Here is a 19,624-nt window from a genome sequence, read left to right as displayed (position 1 = left end):
TAATATGACAACTCTGGGCATTATCGTCGGCAATCGTGGTTTCTTTCCGGACCGCCTGTGCGACTCCGGGCGCAAGGAAATTCTGAAAACTCTTGATAAACTCGGCATCGGGACGGTCATTCTTCCGCAGGCGGCCACAAAGTTCGGCTCCGTGGAATCGCTCGCCGATGCGCAACAGTGCGCCGAATTGTTCAAACAGAACTCCGGCAAAATCGACGGCATCCTGGTCACGCTGCCCAATTTTGGCGACGAGCGGGGTGTGGCCAACGCCATTCGCTGGGCGGGACTCAACGTCCCGGTACTGGTGCACGCCTTTAACGACGATCCGAAAAACATGACGATTCGGGATCGGCGCGACAGCTTCTGCGGCAAGATGTCGGTCTGCAACAACCTCCGGCAGTACGGCATCCCTTACACACTGACCCGGCTGCATACGGTCAACCCGGATCATGCCAACTTTGCGCAGGACCTGACGGATTTTGTCGTCACCTGCCGAGTGGTCAGGGGCCTGCGCAACCTGCGCATCGGCGCCCTCGGCGCCCGGCCCGCGGCCTTCAACACCGTGCGTTACAGCGAGAAACTGCTGGAGCAGTCCGGCATCAGCATCGAGACGCTCGATCTGTTTGAGCTGTTCGGCTGGGTCAACAAGATGAAAGACGGCGATGCGCCGGTTAAAGCCAAGCTTAATGAAATCCACAACTACGTTCCCGCCGGGCATGTGCCGCCGGCTGCGCTCCTCAAGATGGCGAAGTTCGGCGTCGCCGTGGACAACTGGATGATGCAGACCCGCCTGGGCGCGACCGCCATCCAATGCTGGACGGCGATGGAGGAGTTCTTCGGTGTGGTCCCGTGCCTGCTGATGAGCATGATGAGCAACACACTGATGTGCAGCGCCTGCGAGACAGATATCATGGGCACTGTGGCGATGGTCGCCATGGCCCAGGGAAGCGGCAGGCCCAGCGCCCTTGTGGATTGGAACAATAACTACGGGGACGACCCGGACAAGGGAGTGATCTTCCACTGCAGCAACTTGCCCAAGGATCTTTTCGTCAACATCGGCGAGAAGAGACCGGCGATGGACTACCAGGCGATTATCGCCGGCACGGTCGGGAAAGAAAACACTTACGGTACCGTGGTGGGGCGGGTCAAGGCCACGCCGTTCACGTATCTGCGCGCAAGCACGGATGACGCGGCCGGCAGGATTCGCGCATACATCGGTGAAGGAGAAGTGACGGATGACCCGCTCGAGACTTTCGGCGGTTACGGTGTTGTGCGCATTCCCAAATTCCAGAAGCTGCTTGCTCACATCTGCAAAAACGGCTTCGAGCACCATGTCGCCGTCAATCCGGCGAGCATTGCGGCGGGCGTGAAAGAAGCGCTGAGCAGGTATCTGGGCTGGGAAGTTTACCACCACGAATGAGAACGGAGAAACCGCGAAACACGCGAAATGCACGAAGAATGAGCTGGAGCGCACAAGGTCTTGTGAAGGTGCACGTTGCGCCTCGCCCTGGCGTCTCCGGCGGTTACGACATGCGTTAATGCTCAAACGGGCTTTCCCCGTTTATTTCGTGGTTAAGGTCTGATGGCGCGAGAGCTTGATGGATCCTATCCCGCGCGCATGCTGGCGGCACGGCTGCATGGGCCGTCGGATCTGCGGCTCGAAGAAGTGCCGCATCCGGGACCGCCGGGCCGCGGCGAGGTGCTGCTCCGCGTCCGGACCACCGCCCTGTGCGGCAGCGATCTGCATTCCTACCGGGATGCGCGCATCGGCGACACCGGGGTGAAAGCGCCGCTCATCCTCGGCCACGAGTTCTCCGGCGTGGTTGAGGCCGCCGGTGCCGACTCACTCGACGGAAATTTCGCGCCCATCAGACCGGGCACGCGGGTTGCGGTGGATCCGGCCCAGCCGTGTGGCCGGTGCGCCCTGTGCCAGAAGGGGCATCCGAATCTCTGTTGCCGTCTCCATTTCTGCGGCAATTATCCCGATGACGGCAGCCTTTGCGAGTGGATGCTCATGCCGGGGCGTTCCTGTTTTCCTGTGCCCGAAACAATCGACGATGTGGCTGCGGCGCTGCTGGAGCCGGTGGGTGTTGCCATCCACGCGGCCGACCTCGCCCGCATTCGTGCTGCCAGCAGTGCCGCCATTCTTGGTGCGGGACCGATCGGACTTCTCATTCTGCAGGTGGCGAAGCTCGCCGGGGCAGATCCGATTTTTGTCACCGACCGGCTGCCCTGGCGGCTGGAGCTGGCCCGCAAGATCGGTGGTGTTCCTATCAACTTCGAACTGGAAGACTCCACCCGACTCATTCTAAAGCTGACGGGTGGCCTCGGCGTAGACACCGCCATCGAAGCCGCGTGGGGCGAAGAGTCGGTGGCGCAAGCCGCCGAAATCGCTCGGCCCGGCGGACGCATTGTGCTTGTAGGCATTCCATCGGATGATACGCTCGCCATGAAGCATTCCACCGCGCGTCGCAAAGGGCTTACGATCCTGTTGAGCCGCCGTATGAAACATGTATATCCGCGCGCCCTGCGACTGGTCGAGCATGGCCGGGTAGATGTGCGTGGTCTGGTCAGCCACCGTTTTCCTTTAAGGCAGGCAGCGGATGCCTTCCGGCTGAACACGGAATATCGGGACCACGTGAACAAAGTCATCATCGACATTGGACCTTAATCCACTGGACTGCGAATCCTATGAGCCCAAGATATGTTATCGGTTTAGATTACGGCACCAACTCGGTCCGAACCCTCCTCGTCAGTGTCGCCGACGGCCGTGAAGTGGCCACGGCGGTCTGGGGCTACGAGCATGGCGAAGCCGGCGTGATTCTCGCGCGCGACCCGAACCTGGCGCGGCAGCATCCCGCCGACTACGCCAAAGGCGCCCAGGTAACCATCAGGAAGGCCATCGCACAGGCGCGCAAGAAGGTGCGGGGCTTCAAGCCGGAGCAGGTCATCGGGATCGGGGTCGACACGACCGGGAGCACACCGATTCCGGTGGACAGCAATGGCCGGCCGCTCGCGTTTCAGAAGAAGTATGCCAATAATCCCGCGGCCATGGCCTGGTTGTGGAAGGATCATACCGGTGTGGCCGAAGCGGCTGAAATCACCGAACTGGCGAAGAAAATTCGTCCGCACTATCTCGCCAAGTGCGGCTCCACATACAGCAGCGAGTGGTTTTTCAGCAAGATTCTCCACTGCCTCAGGACCAGCCCCGAGGTCTTCGACGCCGCCTACAGTTGGGTGGAGTGCGCCGACTGGGTGCCTGCGATGCTTACCGGCACCGAGGCACCGGACAGGCTGATCGTGGGCGTCTGCGCTGCGGGCCACAAGGCGATGTACAACCTCAGCTGGGGCGGCTATCCCGATGCAGAGTTCTTGACGCAACTCGACCCCAAGCTGGGCGACTTGCGCTGCCGTCTGCCCCGCGAGGCGCATACGATTGACCGCGCGGTCGGTGGCCTGACCGAAGAATGGGCCCAGCGCACCGGTCTGACTGCGGGATTGCCGGTGGCGGTAGGGGCGTTCGACGCTCACCTCGGGGGCATCGGCGCCGGCATCGCGCCGGGCACGCTGGTCAAGATCATCGGGACCAGCACCTGCGACATGATGGTGGTGCCCGCCAGGCAGGAACTCGCGGACATCCCCGGTCTGTGCGGAATTGTGGAAGGGAGCATCCTGCCGGGTTACTTCGGCCTTGAAGCGGGCCAGTCCGCGGTGGGAGACATCTTCAACTGGTTCGTAAACTATGTCAGGCCGGGCGGCCGCAAAGCGGGCTCCCACGAGCAACTCTCCGCCGCAACCGCAAAATTGACGCCGGGCGAGTCAGGTTTACTCGCCTTGGATTGGAATAACGGCAACCGCACCATCCTGGTCGACCAGCGTCTCACCGGTGTGCTGCTTGGGCAGACGCTGTACACCACGCCCGCTGAAATCTACCGGGCACTGATCGAGGCGACTGCGTTCGGCGCCTTGACCATCATCAACCGGTTCGAGGAGTACGGTGTCAAGGTCGAGCAAATCGTCAACTGCGGCGGAATTGCGGAAAAGAACCCTCTCGTCATGCAGATATACGCCGACGTGACGGGCCGGCCGATGAAGATCTCCCGTTCCGCTCAGACGTGCGCCCTGGGGGCGGCTATCGCAGGGGCCGTCGTCGCCGGCGCATATCCGGATTACGCTGCGGCGCAGCAGGCCATGACCGGCCTCAAGCCCCGTGTCTTCAAGCCGAATCCGAAGGCCCACGAGACTTATCGCAGGCTATATGCTGTTTATAAGAGGTTGCACGACGCCTTCGGCACCAAAGAGTGGAGCGGCAACCTCTACGACGTAATGAAAGAGCTGATCGATATCCGCAACCGCGCGCGAAAATGAAGGAGGAGAAACCACGCAATGAATAGCAGGGGAAGATGGTCTTTGGATTTCCTCCCATATGACTTAGTGTTTTTCGTGTCTCTCGTGGAATTCGTGGTCCGAAAAAAATGCTGACGGAACTCAAGCAGCGGGTGTATAAGGCGAACCTTGATTTGGTCAAAGAAGGGCTGGTTGTGCAGACGTTCGGCAACGCCAGCGCTGTGGATCGAGGGAGCGGCCACGTTGTCATCAAGCCGTCCGGGGTACCCTACGAAGGGATGGGTCCCGAGCACATGGTCGTCGTTTCCCTCACGACCGGCGAGGTTGTGGAGGGGGAATTCAATCCCAGTACCGATACATCGACGCACCTCGTTCTGTACCGGGCGTTTAAAAACATCGGCGGCATCGTGCACACACATAGTCTGTATGCCACCGCGTGGGCGCAGGCGCGCCGCGAGATCCCGGCGCTCGGCACCACCCATGCCGACTACTTTCACGGCCCCGTTCCCTGTACCCGCCTTATGACGGCAAAAGAAATCAAGACCGGCTATGAGGTCAACACCGGTCGCGTGATCGTGGAGCGCCTCGCCCGCATGGATCCGCTGGCCTTTCCGGGCGTTCTGGTGGCCAGTCACGGCCCATTCACATGGGGCGAGTCGGTCGAGCACGCAGTCCAGCACGCTATCGTTCTTGAGCACCTCGCCCGTCTGGTAAGCGAGACGATGCGCATCCAACCTGCGACAAAATCGATACGGCGCGTGCTGCTCGACAAGCATTTCTCGCGTAAGCACGGTCGCGATGCCTATTACGGGCAAAGGAGCCCGTCACGTTCAACTGTCAAGTCATCCAGGAACGATAAATAACCCAGTCATTCAATAGAGCCAAACCATGCGAAAATCACTTATTGGGATCATCATCCTCAGCGCCTTCTGCGCTGCCTGTTTCGGCGGCTGCACCCCGGCGCCTCAGACTCAGTCGCCATCTCAATCTCAGCCTCAGCCCACGGGCGATATCGGCAAAGAATCATTCGGCACGAAGGAGGGTACACAGGTGGATCTCTACACGCTGCGTAACGCAAAGGGCCTCGAGGCCAAAATTACCAATTACGGCGGAATCGTGGTGTCCCTGAAGGTGCCGGACCGCAACGGGCAATTCGGCGACGTGGTCCTTGGCTTCGACACGCTGGATGGCTACCTCAGTCCGGAATTTGTCAAGAACAATCCCTATTTCGGCGCTCTGATCGGGCGCTATGGGAATCGCATCGGCAAGGCCAGATTTACACTGGCCGGCAAGGCATACAGGCTTGCCGCAAACAATGGGCCGAATCACCTGCACGGCGGCGTCAAGGGATACGACAAGGTAGTGTGGGAGGCCCGGCCCTTGCAGGGAAGTGAGCCGGCCCTGGAGCTACGCTATCTCAGCAAGGACGGAGAAGAAGGCTATCCGGGCAACCTCACGATAACTGCGGTTTATACACTCACCAACGACAATGCACTCAAGGTCGACTTTACCGCCTCGACCGACAAGGAGACGGTGGTGAACCTCACGCATCACTCCTACTTCAACCTCGCAGGGAAGGGCGACATTCTGGGCCATGAAGTGATGATCCAGGCCGACAAGATCACGCCCGTAGACAGCGGATTGATTCCGACGGGCGCGCTGCAGCCGGTGCAGGGCACACCATTTGATTTCAATACGCCCACGACGATCGGCGCCCGCATCGGCGAGAATAATGAGCAGCTCAAATTCGGCAAGGGCTACGACCACAACTGGGTCATCAACAAGCCCATGGGGGAACTCGGCCTCATGGCGCGGGTCTATGAACCGACCAGCGGCCGGGTGCTGGAAGTGCTTTCCACCGAACCGGGCCTGCAGTTCTATTCCGGCAACTTCCTCGACGGCACGCTCAAGGGCAAGGGCGGCTGGGTATACCAGTTTCGCAACGGCTTCTGCATGGAGCCGCAGCACTATCCGGACTCGCCCAACAAGCCGGACTTTCCATCGGTGGTGCTGAAGCCGGGCCAGACCTACAAGAACACCATCATTTACAGATTCAGCACGAAGTAGGAGGCCTTTCTAGAAGTTCATGCATTCCGTGGTAGCTGTCCAGGACTAGATATGAGCGCGTTACTTCCGGGATGAAACCGGCGACACCGGACGAAACCCTGGGTCCGTAACCGGATTGAGCTTCAGTCTCTCACGATCCAGTATCCTTCCAAATTGCGTAGACTATCGATCCTGAGTCAGACCCGGTCGGCGGTCTTGATGCGGCGTCTCACAAAAAACCTTCCCAGCCGCCGGTCGAAAGGACGGGGAATCGCCGAGATATCGCGGCGCAGGAGACCGTGGGCGACCTTTTTGACGAGACCCAACGCAATGATGATGGCGCCGATAAGCGGGTACTGCTTCATCGTCACGGTGCGGGTGCCAAAGTCTTTCGCCATGATGTAATCAATCCAGCGCTGCGGGACTCTCCTGACGTTGTAAAAGGCAAGGGTCAGGTTCAGCGCCGTGGGCATATACTGCACGTACGATGCCAGCGTGATCTTCTGATCCTTTTTGGTGAATCCCGCCTGCTCCCCCATGCGGTAGATCGTGGTCCCCGGCAGCAGGGTGAGGGAGTTGATCGCGAAGGTGTACGGCGGCTTGAGCGCGTGCACCAGCCGGATGGTATCTTTCAATTCCTCGGGATGTTCCCAAGGATTGTCGACAATCAGATCATATTGCACGGGCGCAAGCTTCCTGCGGTTTTTGTAGGCGATCTCCGAGCCGGCCACCAACTTGCGGTCGTGGGGCGGCCGCATGAATATCTCCTTCATGATGCGGCGATTCCCGGACTGGATGCCGATGCGCGCCTTGATCATGCCGGCATCCATCAGGACCTGAAACTTTTCCTCATCGATGGATGCGGGGATGATGCCGCTGACGAAAAAGGGGACATCAAACTCCTTTTTGTACTTTTCGGCGAACTCCCGGATGATCTCTTTGGGGAGAAACATATAGGCGTCGTCATCAATGATGATGTTGTAGATGTGGGGATAGCGCGAGAGGACATAGCGCAGCTCGGCGAGGAAGTAATCAACCGAATGCTTGCGAAATTTCCGGTATCCGGTGTCCAAATCAATGAGCACATCATTTGAGCAGAAGGTACATTTATACGGACATCCCTGGCTGAACATGGTCCACATCTTGCCGCCGTAATACTTCTTCATCAGACGCATGTTCATCCGCTTCAAGGTGCCGCCATCATTGACGAAGTGGTCCCCGAATTCAAAATCGAGGAATGGGAGCTCGTCGAGATCGTTCACCAGCGGTTCTTCCGGGTTGCGGGCGATTCCTTCGCCATCGCGAAACCAGAATCCCCGAGTCGTCCGGTAGTCGCCTCCCTCCTGCAACGCTTGAGCGAGCCGCAGGAAGCTGACGTCTCCCTCGCCCATGCATATTCCCGGCACGGCCCGCAGTGATTCCACGGGGAAGCTGGTGGGATGAATCCCGCCCCAGACGACGAGCGAGCTGAGCTCCTTCTGCAGGCGGCGTGTGACCAGAGTTACCTGTTCGACTTGATGAGTCCACACGCTGAAGCCGACGACCGCGCTGTCCCGGCAAAGCTCCATGAGTTGCCGATAGACCGGCTCAGGGAGGTCGGCGTTGTCGAAATAGGTGCCGAGCCTTTGCCGCGCCTGTCCCCAAAAACTGGCTGCGCGCAGGAATATCAGGTTAACCTCGAATCCGTGACGCTTGAGCTGGGCGGAGAGGCGGCGCGGACCGATGCAGTAGATGTCGTCGGTGGAACAAATAATGGAGATCTTACTCGCGGACAATTTCTTCCTCTCACCCGATGATTCCTTGTCATGATGATTTCCCATCTCCGGGCATGTCAAGCCCTTTAGCGCCTGGCGGCGCGGCAGCCTGCTCTCGTGATTTCCTCAGGCCTCACAAGAAACCGTTTTTGAAAGACACGTTTTCTCAATCAGTTCTTCGGCTCGCGTGCGAGCATCGTCTGAATCTCGAGGTCGAATGTGTGCTGCGGATCGTAACCCCAGAACGCCGGACGGAACAGGGCGCGGCCCTGACGATCGATGAGGATGCTGGCGGGTACGGAGTTGAGGTTATATCTGTTCCAGGCCCACTCGTCGTTCGGAGCGCGCAGGGAGATGAAGGAATAACGATTCATCAGAATGGACGCCATCGCGTCCGAAGGTTGCGTGTTGACAGTGATGACTGCAAGGCCCTGCGGCCCGTATTTGTCGAGAATTTTCTGCAGGGTGGGCAATTCCTCGCGGCAAGTCCCTGAACCGGGATTCCAGAAGGTAAGCAATACCATGCGGCCGCGATAGTCCGAGAGCCGGACCTTCTTGGTACCGAAGTGAGGAGTAAGCTCGAAATCCTTGCACATCTTGGTCTTTTTGAGCCTGAACTCCCAGACGTCTGCTTCCACCTGCGCGGGAGTCTTTTTGAGCTTCGCGCCATAGCGGATGAGGGCGGATTGAAGCGCATCGCTGGGTTCCACGGCCATGGCGCTCACGAGAATCTGATAGGCTCGGGCGGCATTGCCGGCCATGTCCGTCGCTTCTGCCTGAAGGAGGGTGTTCGGATCCGGCGAAACAAGGTAGGGCGCCTTTGCCTGGTTGAGCAGATCGGCAGCCTCCATGTATGACCTGCGATCCATCATCGTGCGGGCGACCACCATGGACCGCCCGTATTCTGCAAAGCTCTGCCATTCCGTCCCCGCTTCGCTGCGTGCAGGCATGAGGCTTGACATTTCCTGGGCCAGCGCGAATGCCTTGAGCGGATCCGAGCGGTTGTAGGCATCAAAGAGAAACCGCATGGACCACTCGCTTGCCTCGTATTCACTGGGAGGGTACGAAGCCTTAAGCCGTTCCAACATCCCGATGCGCGCACTCAAATCTCCTTCATATGCCGCCATGTTGGCGAGCAGATCGGCGCCCCCTTCGTGCCCCCGAAACTGCTTCAGGAACGCCTCCGTGAGTTTGCGATAAAGGCCGGGATCGGTCTGGCCCACGCGCTGGGCGTACGCCGCAAGTGCTTCCGGATCGTCCGGACGCATCTCGTAGACCTTGCGGAGAGATTCGCGCGCCCCTGCAAGGTCGCCACGGAAAACCAATGTAGATGCCAGGGACTGATAGGCCTTGACGAAATCCGCGTCCAGCGCAATCGCCTGCCGGAAATACCGCTCCGCAGCTGCCTGAGTCTGTGATTCGTCAAGTTGCCCCAGCACCCATTGATAGACGGCATTCTTGGGTGAAAGCGCGGCCTGGGCAGTGTAAAGGATGCGCACGGCACGCAATGCACTGTCGCCCAAGGTCAAGCCCTGTCCCTCCGATCCCTGGGCGCTGCGCTGGACAGCCCTGGCGGTTGCCAACAGTTCCGAAAAGGCATCGATGTAGTTTGGGTCGAGTTCGACGGCTTTGCGGAATGCCTGGATTGCAGCGCTCGCGTACCCGATCTTCTGGGCAGCCTTGCCCCTGTCATATTCCTTCTGTGCTTCGGGTCGGGGAAAGTATTGGCTCACGCCCTGGGCGGCGAACGCCAGGCAGCAGGCAGTCGAAATAATGAAAAAAAGGAACTGTAGAAGGCGTTTCACGGGCCCCCCCTCCAAAAATCCGGGAACCGCCGATGCGCGCAGATACATGCCTGTGGAATCCTGCGCATCAATCGGGTACTACCTGCGGTTCCGTTTCTGTCGTCACATTTTCTATCAGAATCTTTTTCCCTGCAGGCTGCAATGGCCTCCATCTTCACGCAGCCAGCTTTCGGAGCGATCCGAGAATACGCGTAACTTCCCCGTCGTGATTACAAATGTGGAAGGAGACGCGAATGCAGTTGAGACCTCCCTCGGTGACTGTGCGGGCGCGGATCTTGTCCTTGGCCAGGTGCTCGCTGATCTTCGCATAGTCATATGCTTTCATGCGGAAGCTGATCATCGCAGACCGGTAGGCCTCCTCCTGCGGCGAAAGGATCTCGACGCCGGGAATCTCCCGCAGACCCTGATAGAAGCGCTCGGCCATTGCGTGGTTATGCCGCCAGATGCGGTCCGTTCCGATGGTCTCGACGAAGTCGACCGCCGTTCCCAGGGCGTAGAAGAGGGCGTCGTTCTGGGTTCCATATTCGAAACGCTGGGCCGTCGGGTGAAGGACGAACTCATTCTTCCTGATGTCGTAGCGCTCGGACGAAGAGGCGCCGACCGTCATCGGGCGCAGGATGTCGAGGAGCCCCTGGCGCACATAGAGAAAACCGGTTCGCTTGGGGCCCATGATCCACTTGTGTGTGCTGCAGGCATAGAAGTCGACGCCGCAATCGATGATGTCGAAGGGGACGCAAATGGGGGCTTGCGCACCGTCCAGGGCAAACCAGATTCCCTTCTCACGCGCCAGCCTGGTGATATCCTTCTCGGGGAACCGCTGGCCGGCCGTGCAGGTGACATGGCTGATGAAGACGAGCCGGGTCCGGCTGTTGATCAGGCCGGCGATGCGCTCCACGTTGCCCGCGCCTCTCTCTTTATCGGGCTCGAAGAGGCGGATGACGATGCCGTCCCTTTGCATGCGGTTGAGGAGCGCGGAATTGAGAGCCACATGTTCGTGTGTGGAAGTGATGACCTCGTCTCCCTTTTTTAGCGGGAGGCCGTTGATGATCGTGTTGATCCCCTCTGTTGCCGTGCTGATCAGGGCCAGATCCTCTTTCCGGCAGTTTTTCCCCAACACGCGCGCGAGCTTCTCCTTGACTGCCGACCACTCCCTTTCATCGTGGCCGGCGTTGGGAGCCCGTTCCTCGTTCCGGGCCCATTCCGAAAAGCTGTTCAGAACCGGTAGAGGGCAGGAGCCGAGCCCGCCGAAGTTCAAGTACGTCCACTCCGGGTCCAGGACAAACTGATCGCGCACCAGCTTCCAGAAACGCTCTTCATCCCCGGCCGCGGCACTCTGGAGCTGGTTTCGAAGCCCCGCCCAGGTCATATCTCCGGTCAAGGTCAGGCCGCCGAGAAACGCGGCCATCCCCTTCAAGAAGTCTTTGCGTTCCATGATGATGCCTCCCCGTCACAGCAGGTCCGATTCCGGCGACGACCATATCGCAGGCCGCGGGCCGATGTCCAGAAAGGTCGATCCTGGATATCCCTCCCCCTCCGGCACCTGGGGCAGGCCAGAGATCCAGGTTGGCCGATTACAGCCGCCGCGCACGAAAGCGCTGGGAATCAAATTTTCCCTCTAGTGACCTCGCTATAGAATCTCCTTATATGCCCCAATCCATGCTGGCGTCAACGCAAAGCCGCATCCGAAAAATCTCAACGCAGAGTCCGCCGAGGCCGCATAGCATCTGCGATTCTTCTGCAGGGCAAGACTTTTTCATATCCGGGGCAAGGAAGAGGAACAGCATCCGCGTCCTTCTTCGGTGAGCATTCTCTGCGTGCGCTGCGAACTCTGCGTTGAGGTTTTTGGATATTGCCTGAATCGCTGGTATTCAGCTTTGAGAGACCCCCTGGACCGCTCCTTTCCTCTATAATAAGCGCAACCGGTCGAGCTTGTGGCGATCGGGGACTTCTGCGCATGCGATTCGCATTCCAACGACGATTTCCGGGAGGAGGCTATGAGCTCGCCGACCAGATCCAGGATATGCTTACATCTGCTGCTGGTTCTGTTTGCAGGGCAGGTTGCGTGCGCTGCCCGGCACGCACGGACTCCCTCCACCGGTCTTGCGCGGCTGGAACCTGAAGAAAAGTCGCTGAACCCCTACGACGAGCCCGATGAAGCGCGCCAATACTACTTGATGAAGCGTGCCGGCCCGAATGGGAACCCTGTGGATCTCGTGCGCGCCTATCGCAAGGCGATCGATCGGATGGAACGCATGCCGCGCTACTCGACCCGCACGGGGAGGGCCCTGGTGTCTCTCTACGAAGCGCGCAACTCTAAGGATCCCCGGCGGCTGGCTCAGGGGAATTTGCTCTCCACGTGGGAGCCCGTCGGCCCGGGCAACATCGGCGGGCGGACCAGGGTGATCCTGGTCGATCCGGGACAGCCTGAAACCATGTATGCTGCCGGCGTTTCAGGTGGAATCTGGAAGACCGAGGACGCGGGGGGATCCTGGCGCGCTGTGGGCGACTTGCTCCCGAACATCGCCGTCAACTCGATGGCCATGGATCCGGCTGATACAAAGATCATTTACGCAGGAACAGGCGAAGGGTATTTCCGCGAAATCGTACGGGGCACCGGCTTGCCTCTGCGAGGCGAGGGCATCTTCAAGACGGTAGATGGCGGCGAGAGTTGGGTGCGACTGCAGAGCACCTCGAACTCCGATTTTTACTGGGTCAACGACCTGGTGGTCAGCCGCAACGATTCCCGCAGAATTTACGCTGCCACTCGAACCGGAGTCTGGCGCTCGACGGATGCGGGCCAGAGCTGGACCCGTGTCCTGAATGTCGAAGATGTGACGGGTGGCTGCCTGGACCTCGCGTTGCGAACCGACCGGTCGAGCGATTACCTGTTTGCTACTTGCGGCACGTTTCAGCAAGCCACCGTGTATCTTAATACTCAGGCCGAGCTCGACGGTTCCTGGGTCGCCGTGCTCTCGGACGCTGGTATGGGCCGGACCTCACTGGCGATCGCCCCGTCCAATCCAGACATTGTCTATGCCCTCTCTGCCAGCTACGTTCCCGGCCCCAATGGAATGTTCGACGGGGGGCTGCATGCGGTCTTTCGTTCGGACCAGGGTGGAGTGCTCGATACCTGGCGGGCAACGGTTCGGAACACCGACAAGACAAAGCTCAATACCCTGTTGTTGACCAATCCTCTTGCGGCCAGCTACCGCGTTTGCGGATATGGGAGTGACAGTTATTCGACCATGGGATGGTACACCAACGTGATCGCGGTCGATCCCCGCGATCCGGAAATTGTTTTTGCCGGAGGCGTCGATCTTTTTCGCTCTGATGATGGCGGAAGTAATTGGGGTCCCGTGAGCCACTGGGCTGAATCTCCGCCTTCGGCCCATGCCGATCAGCACGGTATTTTTTTCCATCCGGACTACGACGGGACGTTGAATCAAATCATGTACCTGGGTGGTGATGGCGGTATCTGGCGGACCGACAACGCTAGGGCGCCTCGCAGCCTCGCAGCGGTGGCTCCGTGCAGCCGGAACTACAGCCAGGTGCGTTGGACTCCCCTCAACCACAGCTACGGAGTCACGCAGTTCTATCATGGCGCTCCGTTTCCGGATGGAAAAACCTACCTCGGCGGCACGCAAGACAATGGGACCGTCCTGGGAACAGAGCAGAACGGCATCGACGGATGGATCAACGTTCTCGGGGGCGACGGAGGATATGTCGCCGTCGATTTCGAAAATCCCAGCACTGTCTATGGGGAATATCAATACTTGAGCCTGCGCAAGTCGTCCGACGGCGGGCGCACGTTTCCATCATCCGCAACCAGGGGCATCTCGGAACCCGGCAGCGGTACTCTATTCATTACTCCTTTTGTGATGGATCCCAATAACTCAAAGCGACTCTGGCTTGGAGGCCACTCCATCTGGCGGACCAGCGATGGCGCGGCGTCCTGGATTCAGGCGGGGCAGAAGTTGTCTGCAAATGCCAAAGTCAGCGCGATCGCCGTGGCGGCATCGGATTCGGAACGGGTTCTGGTTGGGATGAACGATGGCTCCATTTACCGTCAGGACCAGGCCACCAGCTCATTCGCTTCCACATTATGGCCTTCCTCGCAGCCACGGCACGGATATGTCACTTGGCTGACCTTTGACCCCTCCGATTCCCAGGTCGCTTATGCAGCCTACGCCGATTTCGGCGGCGCGCATGTCTGGAAGACCACCGATGGCGGCGAAAACTGGGTTTCAATTGATGGCGAAGGAGCAACAGGGCTGCCCGACATCCCTGTTCATGTCGTGGTCGTCGACCCAAACCACCGCGAGCGCCTGTATCTGGGCACCGACCTGGGAGTTTTCACTACCCGGCAGGGCGGAAACGTATGGGCCGTAGAGAACTCAGGCTTCGTCAATGTCGTGACCGAGTCGCTGACCCTTCAACAACTCCCCGGCGCCGAACCTGTGCTCTGGGCCTTCACCCACGGCCGCGGGGCCTGGCGGGTGCCGCTGGCCTCCGTGCCGGAACCCCCACCGTGTACTCCGGAGCGCTGGATTCCCCATGTGACCCCCGCGGGCGTACCTTTTGAAACGACCCTGTTCGCCACCAACTTCGCCGCGGTGCAGGCCCAGGTCGAATTGGTGCCTTTTCGGGACGATGGCACCAGCATGGCGCCGGTTGCCATGATCGTGAAGCCGGGCGAGACGCGGACGTCATCTTCGGCGGATCTGTTCTCGAAACAGGCCGTGAGCCACTTCGGCATATGCGGGTCATCATCGGTCTCTATAACGGCAGCCTATCGAAGTGCCGCCGGTTCGGGCACCAGCGCTCATGTTCCGGAAGTCTCCTTGCGGGGTACGGAATTCCTGTTCTATCCGGGTGAGTGGGATGTGATTTTCGACGGCATGGCGCTTGTCAATGTGAGTTCGGACAGCAGCCGCATCGAGGCGGTCCTGCTGAGTGAGGCGGGGACGGAATTGAGACGTATCGTGCTCAATCCCGCGCTGCCGCCCTACGCAAAACAACTAGCCGTCCTTGATTATGAGTTTCGCGGTCTTCACGGGGCCGCGATCCGAATCGAGAGCGCCCAGCCGTCGACGATACTGTTCCTGCGCGGGACCCGAGATGCATCCGCCACCCCTGCTCTGCTGTACCACACCGCCCCTGTCACTCGAGGCGAAGATGGCGCCACCGTACCGGGCCCATGTGACCCGCAGCGCTGGATCATGCACGTGACTCCTCCGGACGCCGGCTACGACACGACCATTCTGGCCACCAATTTCAGTGGAGCCGATGCCAGCCTGGAATTGGTCCCCTTCCGGGCTGATGGGATTCGGCTTGGTTCGATCTTCAGGCTTGTCCCAGCAGGGCAGTCATCCATTGCACTTGCGTCGGACCTCTTCCCCGGCATACCGATCAGTCATCTCGGCGTGTGCGGCCCTCAGTCTCTTCGAGTCAGCTCCTCGTACCGCTATCTGTCGGGCCCGAGCGCCACCGCTCACGTGCCCGAAACCTCCGTGGTGGATACGCAGTTCCTGTTCTATCCCGGCGAATGGCACGTCGTGTATGAAGGCCTGGCGGTCGTAAATCATGGAACCATGCCCGGGCGAGTGGAAGCCGTCCTGCTGGATGCTGACGGAGGTGAGGTTCACAGGGAGCGATTGATCGACGGTCTGGCGCCTGGAGCCAGGCAGCTGGCGGTCTTGGATGCGCTTTTTGACGGCTATACGGGGGTTGCCATCCGAATTGAATGTAGCGAGCCCTCTTCGATCCTGCTGCTGCGGGGCACAAAGCCCGGTCTGCAGCCCATGGTGCTTTTTCAAACCGTCCCGATCGCCATCACCCCCCGCAGGTGACCGCATTGGGGCCAGACCGCGATCCGGCGAACAGGCCGAAAGGAGAACGCCGATGAAACATTTGTTCGCGCTTTTTGCCGCCGCGGCGCTCGTCGTACCGTTGCGCGAAACCGCCGTATCCCCACCGCAGCCGTACGGCCCGGTGCCTTCCGAGAGGCAGGTTCAGTTGCAGCACCTGGAGCTTTACGGCTTCATGCACTTCACGGTAAACACGTTCACCGACAGGGAGTGGGGCTACGGCGACGAGAAGGAAACCGTGTTTGACCCGACCGATTTCGATGCCGACCAGATGGTGCGCACCTTCAAGGCTGGCGGCCTTGGCGGCGTCATCCTCACCTGCAAGCACCACGACGGTTTTTGCCTGTGGCCGTCAAAGTTCACGGAGCACTCAGTGAAAAACAGCCCGTGGCGCGGCGGCAAAGGCGACGTGGTCAAGGAGATTTCCGACGCCTGCCGGCGGCAGGGATTGAAATTTGGCGTTTACCTCTCCCCCTGGGACCGCAACCACAAGGATTACGGCAAGCCCGAATACATCGCCTACTATCGTAGCCAGCTCCGCGAACTGCTCACCGGCTACGGCCCGATCTTTACGGTGTGGCTCGACGGCGCCAACGGGGGTGACGGCTTTTACGGGGGCGCCCGCGAGCGACGGAACATTGACCGCACGACCTACTACGATTGGGTCAACACCTGGGCCTTGATCCGTGAGCTTCAGCCGGGTGCCTGCATCTTCAGCGACGTTGGTCCGGACACCCGCTGGGTCGGCAACGAGAGCGGCATCGCAGGCGATCCGTGCTGGGCCACCTACACACCCCATGCCCCCGACGGCACGACTCCTGTTCCGGGATTCACGGCCTACAAGGAAGGGGTAAATGGCCATCGCGATGGCAAGTTCTGGCTGCCGGCGGAAGTCGATTTTTCCATCCGTCCCGGCTGGTTTTACCACCCGGCTGAGGATGCCAAGGTCCGGACGCCGGCAGATTTGTTCAACCACTATTTCATAAGCGTCGGTCACGGCGCGACCATGCTCCTGAATGTTCCCCCCGATCGCCGGGGCCGCATCCACGAAAACGATGCCGCATCTCTGGCGGGCTTCGGCAAATTGCTCAGGGCCACATTCGGTACAAACCTCGCCAAGGGCGCCAAAGCCGTTCCCGGCAATGTCCGCAGCGGTGACCAGCGCGTTTTCGGCCCCGCAAACCTGCTCGATGACAACAGCGAAACCTACTGGGCCACCGACGACGATGTCCACACGCCGGAGGTCACATTGGAATTTGCCAGGCCTGTCACCTTCGACATTGTTCGTCTGCGCGAAGCCATACGCCTGGGCCAGCGGGTGGACGACTGGGCGCTCGATGCCTGGCAGGGCGGCGCTTGGCGCGAGTTAGCCAAAGGAACCGCCATCGGCGCCTGCCGCCTGGTGCGTACCCAACCGACAACCACGACGAAGGTGCGCCTCCGCATCACCAGGTCGCCGGTCTGTCCCGCAATCGCTGAATTCGGCCTGTTTCTCGAACCGGCCACGCCCCCGGTACCGATCGGCAAGATCGATATCTGGACGCCGAAAAACGCAGACGGACGCCGACAGTTTTGATCTTGTCGGCGGACAATTCCCCGGTTTTTCTGCTTGCCATCCAGCTTCATGACTGGTTCAGGTGCATTACTCGCCTCAGTGACCCAGAGGCCTCTCAGTTTCCAGCATCGCTGTTGATTCATGCGATGGGCTCCTATTGCCGTTGAATGCGAATGACGATAAATAAGAGATACGGTCGGATTGCATTCAATTCAAAGCATATAAATGGCGATAGGGATTGATGGCATTGATCTTGCGAAGCGACAAAGACCCGGGGAAAGACGGAGATCGCAGCCGGAAAAGAATCCTCTGTCTGCTCAGCGCCTTACCTGTCCTGATCTGCATGCTGTACTGGGCTGCCAAATTGCGCCACGATTGCGCTGTCGGCGCTGGATTTCAGTATTATGAACAAGAATCCAGTTCCGACGGAGGCCAGTCTAATGCCGTGGCTTGGCGGCCTGCCCGATCACAATCGTCTGTTGATCTCCCATCTGCCTCTCAGCCCCTTGCTCAATCCATCACCCATAATGAGTTGGAAAAGAAGTACGTTATCTCGGGGAGGGTTTTCTCCAGCAAGCGAATGCCAATTCTCGGCGCGAACGTATCTCTGTACGCCAGGATTAATGATCTGTGGAGAGGAGAAGACCTGGTTGGAGCCGTGTCAACAGACGCAAACGGTTCTTATCAATTGATACTGGACTCCCCCCCAAAGGGCGATCTGATTGTAAACAAGCCCGGCTACGCAGAATATCTCGGCACGTTGTCCTTCCAGGATTCTGCCTATTCCAGGAGAGATTTCGTCCTGGAGGAAGCAAAATCAGCCATCCGCGGACGAATCACCGATCTGCAAGGTACGCCGATTGAGGGCGCCGTGGTATGCACCTCGATCATGAGGAGCTTCAGGTCGGAAACCGGCCAGATCCTGAGTGCTCCTTTGATCGTGAAAACGGACTCCCGGGGAGAATATGAGATTCGGGAAGTCGTCGACGGAAAGTGTTGGGTAACGGCCAGCCATGAGGAATACAAGGAGAATTCGACGTTTGTAGATATGCAGAGCGGTGAGGTGAAAACGGTGGATCTCAGCCTGTCGAAGGCAAAGGTCAGGTTCATGAAAGTAAGAGTGGTAGATTCATCGGGAGTGGCCATTCAGTCGGCATGGATAGATGGGGCATGCCGCACTTCCATTGACACGCTCTCCACGCCCGATGTAAAGGGAGTCCAGCGAATTCGGTTGGATTTCGAGGGCTCAACTCCGCAATTGGAATGTCGTGTCGGGGCACCCGGATACTTGACCCGCGCAATCCCGATTAATCCTGATCTCAATCAGCCGAAGATTGAAATTGTCCTCGAAAAAGCAGAGCTTCTGACCGGAACAGTCACTGGACCCGATGGCAATTGGATTGAGGGAGCCAAGGTCTATTTCAGGGATGATGGTCGATTTTCACAAACTTTCCAGACAGATGGATTCGGAAGCTTCTCCATTTCTATAGCGGATCCGCCTGCCAGATATATCCGAGTGTCAAAGCCCGGCTATGCCGACCGAGATCTCACTCTTGAACCCAGCCTCATTTCGAGGCCGCTCAAAATCACCTTGAATCTGGCGGAGAAACCCCCTGAGGTTGGCGGAGGCGTCTACGGCAGGGTCTTCGAATCATCGGGCACACCCAGTTATGCGTTTGCCATCCACATCGTTCCGATGGATGAGGGGGATGCAGGCGTCAGAATTCGCAGCTTTATCAATCTTGACGGCGAATTCATGATCAACGATCTGCCGGAAGGCAAATATTCACTTTTTGCCCGGCGGCAGAATGATGGGCGCCCCGATGTTTCAGATAATCCCTGCATCATCGAGTTTCGCAAGGGCATCGTAAAGGGTCCCATAGTCCTGAAAATCCACGAATCCGTAATGAAGTAGGCCCTCAGAATCCAGACCTGTTTGTTCCCCACCCGCGGACGTCTCCGCGCTGTTGACAGAATAACCAAAGTGAACGGCTGATGAGAAATTCATCAGAATTGCGGGATCCCAGGTGAGGGGTCCACGTCATTTTGCAAAAACGCGAAACCGCGCTTTTGGTAGCCCGCCAGGAGGCTTGGGGGGGTAGTTTCCGATTACCGCACTTGAACGAAGCCGCTGTGCGGCGGACTTGGTGCCAATAGTCTGATTGGCGGCAATAACGCCGAAACATAGTAAGGTTGGGTCACAAGGAGGGGCTTGTGACTCGACTACGAAAGATGATGCTGGAGGAACTC

11 protein-coding genes are annotated in these 19,624 nt (G+C 59.1%); 8 read left to right on the top strand and 3 right to left on the bottom strand.

The features are described from left to right. Window positions 1–4: 4 nt before the first annotated feature. The 5 genes from LAP85_13815 to LAP85_13795 all read left to right on the top strand — a co-directional run bounded on the left by LAP85_13815 (window position 5) and on the right by LAP85_13795 (window position 6,414). Window positions 5–1,420, top strand: a complete 1,416-nt coding sequence (locus LAP85_13815; protein ID MBZ5497473.1) for an L-fucose/L-arabinose isomerase family protein — start codon at window positions 5–7, stop codon at window positions 1,418–1,420. A 198-nt stretch (window positions 1,421–1,618) separates the two neighbouring features. Further along, complete coding sequence (locus LAP85_13810) at window positions 1,619–2,671, top strand: alcohol dehydrogenase catalytic domain-containing protein (GenBank protein ID MBZ5497472.1); 1,053 nt, start codon at window positions 1,619–1,621, stop codon at window positions 2,669–2,671. A 20-nt stretch (window positions 2,672–2,691) separates the two neighbouring features. Then, window positions 2,692–4,368 carry a ribulokinase gene (locus LAP85_13805; GenBank protein MBZ5497471.1) on the top strand — a complete coding sequence of 559 codons (1,677 nt, stop codon included), beginning with the start codon at window positions 2,692–2,694 and terminating at the stop codon, window positions 4,366–4,368. 110 nt (window positions 4,369–4,478) lie between these two features. Then, complete coding sequence (araD, locus tag LAP85_13800) at window positions 4,479–5,210, top strand: L-ribulose-5-phosphate 4-epimerase AraD (GenBank protein ID MBZ5497470.1); 732 nt, start codon at window positions 4,479–4,481, stop codon at window positions 5,208–5,210. A 25-nt stretch (window positions 5,211–5,235) separates the two neighbouring features. Further along, complete coding sequence (locus tag LAP85_13795; GenBank protein ID MBZ5497469.1) at window positions 5,236–6,414, top strand: galactose mutarotase; 1,179 nt, start codon at window positions 5,236–5,238, stop codon at window positions 6,412–6,414. Window positions 6,415–6,590: 176 nt separating this feature from the next. Here the strand turns inward: LAP85_13795 and LAP85_13790 are convergent, their stop codons facing one another. The 3 genes from LAP85_13790 to LAP85_13780 all read right to left on the bottom strand — a co-directional run bounded on the left by LAP85_13790 (window position 6,591) and on the right by LAP85_13780 (window position 11,384). Continuing rightward, a complete protein-coding gene (locus LAP85_13790; protein MBZ5497468.1) occupies window positions 6,591–8,168 on the bottom strand; it encodes a cobalamin-dependent protein in 1,578 nt (525 codons plus the stop codon). A gap of 149 nt (window positions 8,169–8,317) precedes the next feature. Further along, window positions 8,318–9,952 carry a redoxin domain-containing protein gene (locus LAP85_13785; GenBank protein MBZ5497467.1) on the bottom strand — a complete coding sequence of 545 codons (1,635 nt, stop codon included), beginning with the start codon at window positions 9,950–9,952 and terminating at the stop codon, window positions 8,318–8,320. 154 nt (window positions 9,953–10,106) lie between these two features. Beyond that, window positions 10,107–11,384 (bottom strand): aminotransferase class V-fold PLP-dependent enzyme, encoded by a 1,278-nt coding sequence (locus tag LAP85_13780; GenBank protein ID MBZ5497466.1) that lies wholly within the window; start codon window positions 11,382–11,384, stop codon window positions 10,107–10,109. 562 nt (window positions 11,385–11,946) lie between these two features. On the opposite strand from LAP85_13780, the gene LAP85_13775 reads away from it, so the two are divergent. The 3 genes from LAP85_13775 to LAP85_13765 all read left to right on the top strand — a co-directional run bounded on the left by LAP85_13775 (window position 11,947) and on the right by LAP85_13765 (window position 19,289). Further along, on the top strand, window positions 11,947–15,801 hold the full coding sequence (locus LAP85_13775) for a hypothetical protein (GenBank protein MBZ5497465.1): 3,855 nt from the start codon (window positions 11,947–11,949) through the stop codon (window positions 15,799–15,801). A gap of 52 nt (window positions 15,802–15,853) precedes the next feature. Then, window positions 15,854–17,395 (top strand): alpha-L-fucosidase, encoded by a 1,542-nt coding sequence (locus LAP85_13770; GenBank protein ID MBZ5497464.1) that lies wholly within the window; start codon window positions 15,854–15,856, stop codon window positions 17,393–17,395. A gap of 637 nt (window positions 17,396–18,032) precedes the next feature. Next, on the top strand, window positions 18,033–19,289 hold the full coding sequence (locus tag LAP85_13765) for a carboxypeptidase-like regulatory domain-containing protein (GenBank protein ID MBZ5497463.1): 1,257 nt from the start codon (window positions 18,033–18,035) through the stop codon (window positions 19,287–19,289). The last annotated feature ends 335 nt before the right edge of the window (window positions 19,290–19,624 follow it).

The organism is Terriglobia bacterium (assembly GCA_020072565.1).
In the GTDB taxonomy this organism is placed as follows: Bacteria; Acidobacteriota; UBA6911; order UBA6911; family UBA6911; genus JAFNAG01.
This window is presented reverse-complemented; position numbering and strand designations above follow the sequence as displayed.